The following is an 11945-nucleotide window of genomic DNA, read 5'->3' as shown; positions in this document are numbered from 1 at the left end:
AGCGGGAGCTATGGCGGCAGAGTTCGAGCTCGGCGATTACATCCTGGTGCAGGACGGCAGGACCCTGGAAATCTTTCACCGGGGCCTGTCCGAGAGCATGCGCTACCACGTGGCGTTTGTCGGAGTCGACGCCCGGCCGCACGGCGACGGCTTCAAGGTCCATCTCGGCAGCAGGCAGGGCGACGACCAGGTTTACGGCGGGGTGAAACTGAAGATGAGCCAGGAGGAGTTCGCGCGTTTCCGCGAGTTCATCGCCTTGGCCATCGAGGCCCGCGACCGTACGAGCACTCTGTGACCGATCTCCCCTCAGGGAGCGGTCAGTGCGAGGAACGGGACGGTCACCCTGATGGGAAGTTCGAGCTCGAGCTCCGCCTGATGCACCCGATGAAGTCTGTACTCGGAGGCCACGGCATCGAGATGGAACTCCTTCACTTCGACGATCTCGTACTTCTCGTCGAGCATGACGAGAAGGTAGAGCGGCATGCCCGCGGCGGCATACTGCGTGCGTTTGTCCGTGAGGTCTTCCCGCACGGTCCCAGGTGAGGAGACCTCGACGACGGCCAGGACCTGGGACGCATCCAGTTTCTGACCAGGGTCGTCCAGGCACCTGTAGACCACTACGTCCGGATGTCGGAAGGTGAATTTGGGAACCCGCCAGAGCACCACGTCGATGTCGGTCTCAACGCTCAAACATGGCCCGCTGATCGGCCGGGCGGCTTCCATCGAGCCGGCCAGACGACGCGCGATGCGGTTGTGCTGCGGGGCAGGCGACTCGCACTTGATCACATGCCCATGCACTATTTCGATACTCCTGGCGATGTCCTCGGGCAACGCTCGATACTCTGCTTCGCCAATGACTTCGGGAAGCGACTCGTACCATGAAGGTGTTGCCATGCCGGTCTCCCTCGCTTGGGCTGACGTCGAAACTCGGCCAACTGGAAGACGTGGAGCGGGTACGGGAATCGAACCCGTGCTGTCGGCTTGGGCACCGCACCGATCACGGTCACCGTACCACCAGGCGCCTGGCCAGTAGCGCGACGATCGACAGCCGAGCCGGGGCGCCAGCCGCCTGATGATCGGAATCATGAGCAAGAAACCGCTGGCGCTTCTGTCGCTTTTGATCCCCAGCCTGCTGGGGGGAGACGCGGCGGCCCTGACATCGAGGCACGCCGGTCCGACCGACGTACAGCAGATCAGCGAGCCGGCCTCCCGCTGGCACCTGAGGTACGCGGCCGACGACATCTCTCAACAGATCATCCCCACCACGGGAAACCAGGCCTGGCTCTTCGTCACCGACAAAAGGCGGCGCACCACGTCGCTCCTGCACTGGAACGCAACCTCATGGCAGCCGGTCGGCAACCTGCCCAAGCAGCTGAGGAAGGCGACATATATCGACGTCAGGGCCTCGGCGCCGGGTGACATGGTGATGGTGATCAATCACGTGCAAACCGAAGAGGACTTGACCGAGCACCTCTGGCAGTTCTCTGGCGGCCGCTGGACATATCACCGTCCCCGTCGCTTGCTGGAGACGCAGCGGACCAGCGACTTCGCCGTCCTCGACCAGAACCACACCTGGTTCGCGCAAGGTGACGGTGACGGTGGTGGCTGGATGGTTCATCTGAACGGCACGGCCTGGCGCCAGGAACGCCTCTTGGGAACACTGACCACGCTCGCCGCAGCCGGTCCCGAGGATGTGTGGGTGGTGGATCAGAGCGGCCCGCCACGGACGCTGCACTGGGACGGCAAGCAATGGAAGGACTTCACGCTCCCGTGCGTTTCGTCATCCTCCCAGCACGCCTGCTACGGACGTGCCGGCGGGCTCCTGCTGAGCAGCATGACCGCGAGGTCGAACAACGATGTGTGGGCCGTCGGCCCCAACTGGGCCGACGGCGCCCTCCCGGTCGTCCTCCACTGGAACGGCACCGCCTGGAACCAGGTGAAATTAACCGTGAACGACCACACAGCGCTGGTGGCCGTGCGTACCGACCCTGTCGGCGGTGTCTGGATCGCCGCGAATCCCGCCCAGGCGGCGCCCTATGTGCTCAATTTGCGCGACGGCAAGTGGACACGGTCTACTCTTCCGCCGAGCAAGCAGCCCGTCAGCATCGTTGACATCGCGCCAGCGACCGGCACCACCCGCCTATGGGTCCACGCCAAGCAGGGCAAAGGAACCTCCGCGATCTACGAACTCCAATGACACCCGGCCGAGCGCCAGGTCATCAAATTGCCTTGTCCGCCGCATGGGCCGACGGCTAGTCTCGAGCAGCCAATGATCCTTCGAGGAGCTGAGATGCCCGGTCAATCGAGCACGCGCTGACGTTCTAGGTCACTTCCCGACCTGTCACCGCGTGCTGCACGTGAATTGCGGCACAGCGCACCCACCTGCCCAGATCCTGCGGGACGGGCACCCTTCTCAGCGACTCAAGGACCCCTGTGCCGTACGTTTCCCCTGCCGTGCCCGCGTCCCCTGCCGTGCTCGCATCCCCTGCCGTGCTCGCAGCCCTTGCCGTGCTCGCGCGCTCGCCCATGCGAGGCCGCCGATGACGGGACCCGACCCGACTCCGCCCAGCGTGTGGCGAGACGGTGACTTCCGCCGGCTCTGGATCGGCCAGACCACTTCCCAGCTGGGAACTCAGGCCGCCCAGGTCATCCTGCCGCTCATCGCCGTCGTCGCGCTCAGCGCCGGCACCGAACAGGTCGGCCTCCTCCGCGCCGTCCAGCAGGCACCGATCCTGCTGCTCTCGCTCTTCGCCGGCGCCGGGGTGGATCGCCGACGCTCCACCGACGTGATGGTGCTGGCCGACGTCGGCCGTACCGTGGTGCTGGCCGTCGTCCCGGTCCTCTACCTCCTCGGCATGCTCGACATCCCGCTGCTCGTTTTGGTCGCCTTCCTCGTCGGCGCCCTCTCCGTGTACTTCGACGTGGCCTCCCAGACCTCCCTCGTACGACTGGTGAAACGCGACCAGCTCGCCCAGGGCACCAGCGTGCTCGAAGCCAGCAGATCCGCCGCGCAGATCGCCGGCCCCGCGATCGGCGGCGCGCTGGTGTCGCTCGTCACCGCGCCGATCGCCATCCTGGCGAGCGTCTTCTCCTTCACCCTGTCCGTCCTGTCGATCCGGCGGATCCGCCGTCCCGAGTCGATGCCCAGGCCGGCCGCAGGGCAGGCGCGCGTGTGGCGGCAGATCCACGAGGGTCTGCGCCTCGTCGTCAACGACGCCTCATTGCGGGCGGTAGGGATCGCCTCGGCCCTCTTCCAGTTCTCCTTCGCCGCCGTGATGACCATCTATCTGCTCTTCTTGCCGCGTACGCTGCACCTGTCGGGCGCCGCCGTCGGGCTCGTACTGGCGGCGATGGGGCCGGGCGCGCTGGTGGGTTCCCTGCTGTCGGCCAGGTTGCCGAGGCGGTACGGGTACGGAGTCGTACTGGTGTCCGCCGCGGTGCTCGCCGATGGCGTGATGCTGTGCGTCCCCGCGCTGCGCGGCTCCTCCGCGGTCACGATCGGCGCGCTGATGGCGGTCAACTTCCTGTTCGGCGTCTTCAGCCAGGTGGTCGACGTCACCGTCGTGACAGTGCGCCAGGCCATCACCCCGATCCCGATCCAGGGGCGAGTCGTCGCGACACTCAACTTCGTCGGCATGGGCCTGACCCCGCTCGGGTCGCTTCTCGGCGGCTATCTGGCCGGCGCGCTGGGGCTGCGAACGAGCCTGCTGCTGACCGCTGTCGCTCTGGCCCTGTCTCCGGTGTTCATGGCCCTGTCCCCTCTCGCTCGTCTGGGGAGGCAGCTCCCTGATCCGGCGGACGGCCTTGGCTGAGTGTTTTCGTGCCGCCGGCCACGAAGTGGTCACCGCCGACCTGTACGAAGGCCAGGTCGCTACGACGATCGACCACGGGTTCATCCTGATGAATCGGGTCGGCTGGAAGGTCATCGTGGAGCGAGCCCGCGACGCGGTCCGGAAGATGCCCGCGAGCACGGTCCTCGCCGGCGTCTCGATGGGCGCCGGGGTGGTCGGGGAACTGCTGCCCGACCGACGTGACACGGCCGGTGTGCTGCTCCTGCACGGCATCACAGGGATTCCCGCGTCAGCGCGGGCCGATCTACCCGTGCAGCTGCACGTCGCCGATCCGGATGAGTTCGCGCTTCCCGCCGCTGTCGTCGCATGGGAGAAGGCCGCCATGGACGCGGGGGCCGTCGTGGAGGTCTTCACCTAACCGGGAGTCGGACACTTCTACACGGACACCAGCCGGCGGGATCATGACGAAGAAGCGGCCGAGCTCACCTGGCAGCGAAGCTCGCCGGTTCGGATCAACCCGGCACCGCGCTGGTGTCCGCGCACTGGCAGGGCCTCCTGGCCGAGCACGGCAAGGCCTACTTCGACACCGACGAGGACATATTCGCAGAGCAAGCCAAGCTTGCCCGAGAGATCACGAACTCGCTTGTCGAAGCATGCGCCTTCAACATCCAGGGCGGCGCACCACTGGCCGCGACCCTGCCCATCTGATCGCTCAGATCGAAGTGACGCCGACCTGATCAGTGACCTGGACGGTCGGCACTCCTGAGCAACTTCGCGAAGGCTTCTGTGACAGCCCTCTACGGGAGCTGCTCCTATAGCTTGCCGGCGGACAAGGCCAGGTAGGCGGCGCCAGCCGAGTTCAGGACGTTGATCCACCCAGGATGGGCGAGATAGGCATTGTCTGGAGCGGTAGGGCCGAGGTCATCGAGTATGGGCAAGAGAGCATCGACCACGGTCTGTACGAGGTCGGCTTCTTGGTCATCGCTGAAGAGGTAGGGGATCAATGCGTGGGCCCCCATTTGGTCGATGAACGTGTCGTCGATCAACCAGTGCACGGCAGCGGTGAGGTCTGGCCATCCCCGCCCTGATCGCCAGTGGTGGTTTTGGAAGTCGTGGTCGCCTAAGACGCGTAGTGCCTCGAGAACGTCCTCACGTCGCTGCGGCCACTGAACCTGAGGTGTCACTGGATGTCCTTTTTCCCATCGGTGTGGGCAAGGAAGGCACGGTGGGTGGTCGGGGCGATCGTGATCACCGCCGCGGGCCTGGGAGCTTTCAACGGAGCGGCCCGCTGGGAGGCTTTTAGCCTTTTGCCAGGCTGATGCGCCAACGTGTTGCGCCTGCCGCACAGATTGTGGCGCCACCGGCTGTTATAAGGACGAGCGCTGGAATCCTCACAAGGTTCCGAATGTCGTCGCATCCGGCAATCATGAATTCTTCGGAGTACATCCGAAGAGACTCATCGTGCGGCACTCCAACGAAAGCGGATCCGCATCTCTCTCCACTCGAGGTGACCGGAAGGATACCCGTGAGAACGCCGGAGCCGGCCATAAGTAACCCAGCGAATATCAGCGCCTTGGCATTCATTCGGAAGCTCCCCCTTTGTGTCGAATGATCGCAATGAATCATGCCATGCCGCGATGCGCTTGGGTAGCGCAAGAGGACTGCAGATAGACCAGCGCCCGCCTGGGGGGATGTCTGCCAGTTGGCATCTTCGTGCGAGCGGCCCCAAGCCGAGCAAGGTGAGCCGCTCGGTTGAGCTGTTGACGCACAGCTAATGCGTTACCGGCAGAGGCATGCAGCCCGTTTCTACATTTGGGCCGCGCGATTCGATCAGCACTCGCTCGGGGCGTACGTCTCCGGTGAGGCAAACTCCGACTCGTACTTTGAGGCCAAAGACCACTCCAGGTGGTGGCGTAGGCTCCGTCCACAATGTCGGGATGTCAAATGCATGAGCTCCTATCGAATCCGCTGGGTAGCCCAGCGCTTCAAAGGCAGCCTTTACTGAGTCTGGATCGAAGTCCTGCGCGGCCCGCAGTTTCTGCAGAGCTGGGCGTATTCGCTTGGCGGCGGCGTCGGCGATCCCCTGTTGGGAAGGTGTTAGGTCTGGGGGATACTTCCACGCGTTGTTCTCGGCTTGATGCGGTGCCACGTCTCCGCCGACGCGTGTCGATTCGTCGTAGGGGATGGCGCGACTGGGACTGGGAGATGACGAGCTGGGCCTGGTCACGGGTGGGTCCGCGATTGGCGGTGCTTCGGTTCCACAGGCCGTCAGTAGGGAGAGCGCGACAGCGCTTATCAGTACCTGTGCTAAAACCCTGGCCAGGTTAGGCATAAGGAGATTCTGCCAACACGCGGTAACGAAACGCTTCAGCGGCACGAAGTGCCGGTGCGTCAGGAGAGGTGCGGATGAGTTTCCGGCTGGCGGCGTACGCCGTGTGCATCGAGGGCCGGCGGGTGCTGCTCGCTCGTCACGTACCACCCATAGGCGAATCTGCTTGGACTCTTCCCGGCGGCAGGGTCGAACACGGGGAGGATCCGTTCGACGCGGTGATCCGGGAGGTCGCTGAGGAGACCGGCTACGACGAGGTGGTGGAACGCCTGCTGGGCGTGGGCTCAAGGGTGATCCCCGCCGCCGTCGCTTGTCGGCGTCGATCATCGCTCGTCGACATCGGCCTCGCCCTGGCGCAGACCGTTTCGGCGACCGGCCACGTCGCTCCGGTCCCGGTCGGCGGTCTGATCCAGCATTGAGGCCGCCCTACACGACCCGAGGCGTCATACCGACTCACGGCGGATCTCATCCAGCGCGCCGCTCGAGGCGAATGGTGATCAAGCCAGCCGCCGTACCGGCGGAGGTCGAGTCAAAGGGGGTAAGACCTTGAAAAGCCTCAAGTTCATCAGTGTGATCTTGAGCGCATTGACCGCGCTCCTGTTCCTGCCTGTCAGCCCGGCCGGCGCGGCCGTCAATACAGTCTGCGCCGGAAGCCTGCCCACCGGCTGGGTCAAGACGAACGACTTCTGGGATCCGACGCGCTGCGGAAATCCGTCGAGGATCACCTACAACGTGTGGAACATCGCGTCCTATTACGACCAGCCCGTCGGCACGATCATGACCGTCTGCTCCAACCAGCTGCCCGCCGGCTGGGTCACCATCAACACCGAGTGGGACCCGTCGAGCTGTGGCCACCCATCCCGGATCTCCCAGAACATGTGGACCATCCAGCGCCTCTCCTGACGGCGTTCTCGCCATTGACCGGCCCCGGACGCCCGTGCGTCCGGGGCCGAACCCCCTTCAGCGGATTCCACGAGCGAGCAGGTCTTTGGCGGCCTGAGGGGCCTTCGCCGGTGAGCCTGCGTCGAAGGGTGGTTGGGGGTCGTACTCGATGGCGAGTTGCACAGCCTCCGCGGTTGTCTGGTCAGCGATGCGCGCCACAAGCGCCAGCGCCATATCGATACCGGAGGAGACGCCGGCGGCGGTCACGATCTTGCCATGAAACACCACCCTTTCGGGGGTGTAGGTCGCGCCGAACGACTCCAGCACGTCGACCGCTCCCCAATGAGTTGTCGCAGGCAGCCCATGGAGCAGTCCGGCGGCGGCGAGCAGCAACGAGCCGGTGCACACCGAGGTCGTCCAGGAACTTCCCTTGTGCATGCGGCCGATCCAGTCCAGAAGCGGGCGGTTGTCCAGTTGCTCCCTGCTACCCGGGCCCCCGGGCACCAGGAGCACGTCGCATGAGTCAACCTCGGCGAACGTGGCGTCAGCGGTGATGGCCAGCCACTTCGGCACGTCCCGGATGGGCCCGGACGCCACGGCCACGAAGACGATCTCAACATCGGGAAGGAACTTCAGCACCTCGTACGGGCCGACCGCGTCCAACGCTGTGAACCGATCGAACAACGGTATGGCGATACGCACCGTGCCTCCTTTCGTCTGAAGAGCCGCCTATGGCCCTGCCCTCAGCACGGCGATGGCATCTCATTGTGCATAGAGTCGTCGTCTAGAGATCGGGGCCATGCGTAGGTGGCGAGATAAGAGCACCGTCCGGTCGTTCGACAAGAAAGGCGGTACCGGGTGAGTTCCACCCCCATGGCCTTAGGCGAGGAGGCCGCTGAGGTCCACCGTTTCTGGGCCGGGCTCGGTCTCCCCGGGCTGATCGACGTCCACACCCACTTCATGCCAGAGCGTGTCCTGCACAAGGTCTGGGACTACTTCGACGGCACCGGGCCGCTGATCGGTGGGCTGAAGTGGCCGATCACCTACCGGAAGCAGGAGGCGGAGCGGACGGCTCTGCTGCGGGAGTTCGGGGTCCGGGCCTTCACCGCGATGCTCTACCCCCACAAGCCCGGCATGGCCAGGTGGCTGAACGAATGGGCAGCCGATTTCGCCCGCCGTACCCCCGACTGCCTGTACACCGCCACCCTCTACCCCGAGCCGGACGTCGAGACATACGCCCGCGAGGCCGTTGAAGCAGGGGCGCGGGTGTTCAAGGCTCATGTGCAGGTGGGCGCGTACGATCCGGCCGACGAACGTCTCCAGCGGACATGGGCGCTGCTGGCCGAGGCCCGCATCCCCGTGGTGATGCACTGCGGCTCCGGGCCGGCGCCCGGCAAGCACACCGGCCCCGAGCCCATCGCGCGGGTGCTTGCCCGCCACCCGAAACTGCGGCTGATCGTCGCGCACATGGGCATGCCCGAGTACGAGGAGTTTCTCGACCTCGCCGAACGGTACGACCAGGTACGGCTGGACACGACGATGGCGTTCACCGACTTCACCGAAGAATTCATGCCGTTCCCCCGCAAAGCCCTGCCACGTCTCACCGCGCTTGGCGACCGCATCCTGCTCGGCTCCGACTTCCCCAACACCCCCTACCCGTACCTGCACCAGCTCCAGGCCCTGGAACGACTGGGACTCGGACCGGACTGGCTGCGGGCCGTATGCCACGACAACGCAGCGACCCTGTTCGGCCTATAGCAGGTTGGGACGGTACGTGATGACGGAACTGACGACGTACGAAGGTGGCTGGAGCAAGGTCTGCCGCGACCTGGACAACCATCCCCAGATCAAGATCCTTCACGCCTCGCAGGGTGAGCTCGACACGGGTTTCACCGATGTCGCCGCCTCGTGGGCGGCTCTCGTGGGTGAGCAGGAGGTCAAGGCGCCCGCCGCGCTGGAGCAGTGCGATCTGCGCTTTCGGGAGCTGGGGCGCCAGTGGATGGGTGAAGGGCGGCCGTACGTCAACGGTGAGTTCTACCTCACCCACCTCGCACGGGCGGGCAGCCCGGGGCTGGGCGAGGAGTGGATTGAGTCGTGGACGGGCAAGGAGCTTTTCCCGTCATCGCAGCTGCGCGTTATCGATTGCCACCCCATCACGGGTACGGGTCACTATGCCGCGCTGCGGCTGCTTCCAGGCGGGGACGAACCCGAAATCTGGTGGGTGGCCGAGCCTCGCTATGGCGCCTGGAAGATGGACGTTGGCTACCCGGAGTACCTGGAGATGCTTCAGCTGACAAAGGGCGCCTTCTCCTGGCAGTTCTTGTTCACCCGAGCGCCGCTGGACAATGAAGAGTTCGAGGGCGTGCGCGATCGCATGGAGAACATGCTCGACGCGTTGCCGGTCCTGTTCCCCGAGCACGACTACAAGCCGCTCACAGAACGCTTCTCCGCACGTTCTTCAGACCGATGTAGTTAGATCTCACGGCGATCAAGTGGTCGCACGGAGGTGTTCGATTCCGGTGTCGAGCGCCGCCTTGAGGTGGGTCGAGTCGCCCGTGGCCATCATGATGGTCACGCCTCCCTGGATGCCCGCCAGCAACGCGGCGGCCGTCCGGTCCACCTCAAGGGCCGGCCCGACCAGTCCGTTCGCTTGGAGGGCCCGCATGCCGCGGGCGAGCTGCCGCTGCCATTGGCGCATCAGCTCCGTCACGATTGCCCGTGCACCGGGCGTTGACTGCCCGACCTGCAGGAACAGGGACCCCAGAGGGCAGTGGTCGCCCTGGCGTTCATAGCGTTCCACCACAATGTCCCGCCACTGATGCCAGGACTCCCACGAGTCCAGGCGCCCCAGGTACGGCTGCTGGTCCTCCAGGACGCGGTCCGCCTCGAACTGGGCCACCGCCAGCAGCAGTTCGTCCTTGCCAGCGGGGAAGTAGTGGAACAGCTGGCTCTTGCTCGTACCGGTGCGGCCGCGGATGTGGTCGAGCGTCGTGAGAGCGACACCTTGCTCGCGCAGCAACTCGGCCGCGCCCATGACGATGCGGGCACGCGTGGCGCGGCCCTTCGCGGTCGGCGCGTCCGGCATCCAGCCCCTTCCAGATCATTGGACTAACGGGTCCATTCTACTGGCATAAGGTCCGAGCGGCTCTGGACTTGCCGGTCCATTTTCTGCGAGGCACAGTTGGCCACGTACTGGGAGACAAGGGAGGTCGCGTCATGAGTGAGCGACTGCGGAACAAGACGGCGCTGGTCACGGGGTCGACCAGCAATATCGGACAGGCGATCGCCGAAGCGTTCGCCGCCGAGGGGGCCCACGTCATCGTGTCGGGGCGCAATCGGGAACGCGGGGCACAGGTCGTCGAAGGGATCCGCGCATCCGGTGGCCGGGCGGATTTCCTGGTGGCGGACCTCGATGGCAGCGTGGAGTCCTCCCAGGACCTGGCAGATCGGGCCCGTGAGACTTTGGGCGGGCGGATCGACATCCTGGTGAACAACGCCGGCATCTATCCGGCCCCCAGCACCACCGCCACTGACGAGAAGACGTTCGACAAGGTCTACGGGGTGAACGTGAAGGCGCCGTTCTTCCTCACCGCCGCCGTCGTTCCGGCCATGATTGAGTCAGGTGGCGGAGTGATCATCAACCTCGGCTCGTGGATCGCTCGCCTGGGCGTTCCGCTCGGCGCGCTCTACAGCTCCACCAAGGGCGCCATGGAGACGCTCACGCGGGCATGGGCCGCGGAGTTCGGCCCGATGGGGGTGCGGGTGAACGCCGTCTCGCCGGGTGTGATCCTCCCCCCGGCCGCGAAAGGCAGCGAGCCCCATCCGGGCGAGATCATGATGAAGGGCACCCCGGCCGGCGGCATCGGCACACCGGATGCCATCGCGCATACCGTGGTCTGGCTCGCCAGTGACGAAGCGGCCTTCGTACACGGAACCGTGGTGGACGTCGACGGGGGCAGGACCGGGGTCGCCGTCATCGCCGCGTAGTGGCGCGGATTCAGCCGCGGCGTACGAGGACGCTGAGGGCGTTGGCGGCCACGATGGCGCCGATGCTCGCCCATTCCGTCGAGCCCAGGTTCTGGCCCAGGCCGATCCAGCCGACGAGGGCCGCGAGGAGCGGGTTGACGCTCATGAAGAGCCCGAACGCCTGGGCGGGTACGCGACGCAGCGTGAACAGATCGGCGAGGTAGGGCACCGCCGAGGAGAGCACACCGGCCGCGACGGCATAGCCGACGGCCGCGGCGGTCGGCGGCCGGTGCAGGACGAGGATGATGCCGACCGGCAGGAACATCAGCGCGGAGATCCCCGCCGCCGTGGCCGAGCCCTGCGCACCCGGGATGCGGCGGCCGACGGTGCGGTTGAGCAGGATGTACGCCGCCCAGCAGCACGCGGCCAGCAGGGCCAGGCCCATCCCCACATAATCGGCCGAGGGCTGGGGGCGCATCAGTACGACGACACCGGCCGCGGCGATCACCGCGCAGAAGGCGTCGACGCGGCGACGCGCGGCGGCGAGGGCGATCGTGAGCGGGCCGAGGAACTCCAACGTGACCGCCAGGCCAAGGCCGATGCGGTCGATGGCGGTGTAGAGGGACAGGTTCATGGTCCCGAACACCACGGCGAGCCCCAGCACCGGCCGCCACTGCGCCCACGTGAAGTCCCGCAGGCGGGGGCGGCCGACGGCGAGCAGGACGAACGCGGCGACGTACTGGCGGACCGCGACGACGCCCACCGGCCCAAGTACGGGGAAGGCAAGAGCACCGATCGCGGCGCCGACCTGGTTCGACAGGCCGCTGCCGGCCATCGTGACCACGCCGGCCAGCCGCCCCCTGGACGGCGCTGGGATCAAGGGCCCCGAAGACAGGGAAACCGTGTCGGACGCGCTTCGCATGACTAGATGGTGGGACCTGGCGATGCTTGCACAAAATGCGTTTACTGCGGGATCT

Annotated in this window: 15 protein-coding genes; 10 read left to right on the top strand and 5 right to left on the bottom strand. The window is 65.9% G+C overall.

Going from position 1 to position 11945, the window contains the following annotated elements:
- The first annotated feature begins 10 nt into the window (after window positions 1-10).
- Complete coding sequence (locus tag AB0B64_RS43200; RefSeq protein WP_358185624.1) at window positions 11-295, top strand: hypothetical protein; 285 nt, start codon at window positions 11-13, stop codon at window positions 293-295.
- Between the two features lie 11 nt (window positions 296-306).
- Here the strand turns inward: AB0B64_RS43200 and AB0B64_RS43195 are convergent, their stop codons facing one another.
- Window positions 307-894 carry a Uma2 family endonuclease gene (locus tag AB0B64_RS43195; RefSeq protein WP_358185621.1) on the bottom strand — a complete coding sequence of 196 codons (588 nt, stop codon included), beginning with the start codon at window positions 892-894 and terminating at the stop codon, window positions 307-309.
- A 190-nt stretch (window positions 895-1084) separates the two neighbouring features.
- Here AB0B64_RS43195 and AB0B64_RS43190 point away from each other — a divergent pair, with 190 nt between their 5' ends.
- The 4 genes from AB0B64_RS43190 to AB0B64_RS43175 all read left to right on the top strand — a co-directional run bounded on the left by AB0B64_RS43190 (window position 1085) and on the right by AB0B64_RS43175 (window position 4499).
- Window positions 1085-2197: a hypothetical protein gene (locus AB0B64_RS43190; protein ID WP_358185618.1), complete on the top strand. Its 1113-nt coding sequence runs from the start codon at window positions 1085-1087 to the stop codon at window positions 2195-2197.
- Between the two features lie 343 nt (window positions 2198-2540).
- Window positions 2541-3812: an MFS transporter gene (locus AB0B64_RS43185; protein ID WP_358185615.1), complete on the top strand. Its 1272-nt coding sequence runs from the start codon at window positions 2541-2543 to the stop codon at window positions 3810-3812.
- Window positions 3805-4209, top strand: a complete 405-nt coding sequence (locus tag AB0B64_RS43180) for a dienelactone hydrolase family protein (protein WP_358185612.1) — start codon at window positions 3805-3807, stop codon at window positions 4207-4209. Before AB0B64_RS43185 ends, AB0B64_RS43180 begins: the two co-directional genes overlap by 8 nt.
- Window positions 4210-4322: 113 nt before the next feature.
- On the top strand, window positions 4323-4499 hold the full coding sequence (locus tag AB0B64_RS43175) for a hypothetical protein (protein WP_358185608.1): 177 nt from the start codon (window positions 4323-4325) through the stop codon (window positions 4497-4499).
- 104 nt (window positions 4500-4603) lie between these two features.
- Here AB0B64_RS43175 and AB0B64_RS43170 read toward each other — a convergent pair whose 3' ends face one another.
- Complete coding sequence (locus AB0B64_RS43170) at window positions 4604-4837, bottom strand: hypothetical protein (protein ID WP_358185605.1); 234 nt, start codon at window positions 4835-4837, stop codon at window positions 4604-4606.
- Between the two features lie 1360 nt (window positions 4838-6197).
- Here AB0B64_RS43170 and AB0B64_RS43165 point away from each other — a divergent pair.
- Window positions 6198-6539 carry an NUDIX domain-containing protein gene (locus AB0B64_RS43165; protein ID WP_358185602.1) on the top strand — a complete coding sequence of 114 codons (342 nt, stop codon included), beginning with the start codon at window positions 6198-6200 and terminating at the stop codon, window positions 6537-6539.
- 157 nt (window positions 6540-6696) lie between these two features.
- Window positions 6697-7023: a hypothetical protein gene (locus AB0B64_RS43160; protein WP_357958261.1), complete on the top strand. Its 327-nt coding sequence runs from the start codon at window positions 6697-6699 to the stop codon at window positions 7021-7023.
- A 57-nt stretch (window positions 7024-7080) separates the two neighbouring features.
- Here AB0B64_RS43160 and AB0B64_RS43155 read toward each other — a convergent pair whose 3' ends face one another.
- Window positions 7081-7704 carry a DJ-1/PfpI family protein gene (locus tag AB0B64_RS43155; RefSeq protein WP_358185599.1) on the bottom strand — a complete coding sequence of 208 codons (624 nt, stop codon included), beginning with the start codon at window positions 7702-7704 and terminating at the stop codon, window positions 7081-7083.
- Between the two features lie 171 nt (window positions 7705-7875).
- On the opposite strand from AB0B64_RS43155, the gene AB0B64_RS43150 reads away from it, so the two are divergent.
- Together AB0B64_RS43150 and AB0B64_RS43145 are read left to right on the top strand one after the other, a co-directional pair.
- Window positions 7876-8760 carry an amidohydrolase family protein gene (locus AB0B64_RS43150; RefSeq protein WP_357958307.1) on the top strand — a complete coding sequence of 295 codons (885 nt, stop codon included), beginning with the start codon at window positions 7876-7878 and terminating at the stop codon, window positions 8758-8760.
- Between the two features lie 19 nt (window positions 8761-8779).
- Complete coding sequence (locus tag AB0B64_RS43145) at window positions 8780-9478, top strand: hypothetical protein (RefSeq protein WP_358185596.1); 699 nt, start codon at window positions 8780-8782, stop codon at window positions 9476-9478.
- 12 nt (window positions 9479-9490) lie between these two features.
- On the opposite strand, the gene AB0B64_RS43140 is transcribed toward AB0B64_RS43145, so the two are convergent.
- Window positions 9491-10087, bottom strand: coding sequence for a TetR/AcrR family transcriptional regulator (locus AB0B64_RS43140; RefSeq protein WP_358185593.1), 597 nt, complete (start codon window positions 10085-10087; stop codon window positions 9491-9493).
- A 131-nt stretch (window positions 10088-10218) separates the two neighbouring features.
- On the opposite strand from AB0B64_RS43140, the gene AB0B64_RS43135 reads away from it, so the two are divergent.
- Window positions 10219-10989 carry an SDR family oxidoreductase gene (locus tag AB0B64_RS43135; protein ID WP_358185590.1) on the top strand — a complete coding sequence of 257 codons (771 nt, stop codon included), beginning with the start codon at window positions 10219-10221 and terminating at the stop codon, window positions 10987-10989.
- A 10-nt stretch (window positions 10990-10999) separates the two neighbouring features.
- Here AB0B64_RS43135 and AB0B64_RS43130 read toward each other — a convergent pair whose 3' ends face one another.
- Window positions 11000-11890 (bottom strand): EamA family transporter, encoded by an 891-nt coding sequence (locus tag AB0B64_RS43130; protein WP_358185587.1) that lies wholly within the window; start codon window positions 11888-11890, stop codon window positions 11000-11002.
- Between the last annotated feature and the right edge of the window lie 55 nt (window positions 11891-11945).

Origin of the sequence: Nonomuraea sp. NPDC049129, from assembly GCF_040648495.1 — a bacterium.
Classification (GTDB): Bacteria; Actinomycetota; Actinomycetes; order Streptosporangiales; family Streptosporangiaceae; genus Nonomuraea.
This window is presented reverse-complemented; position numbering and strand designations above follow the sequence as displayed.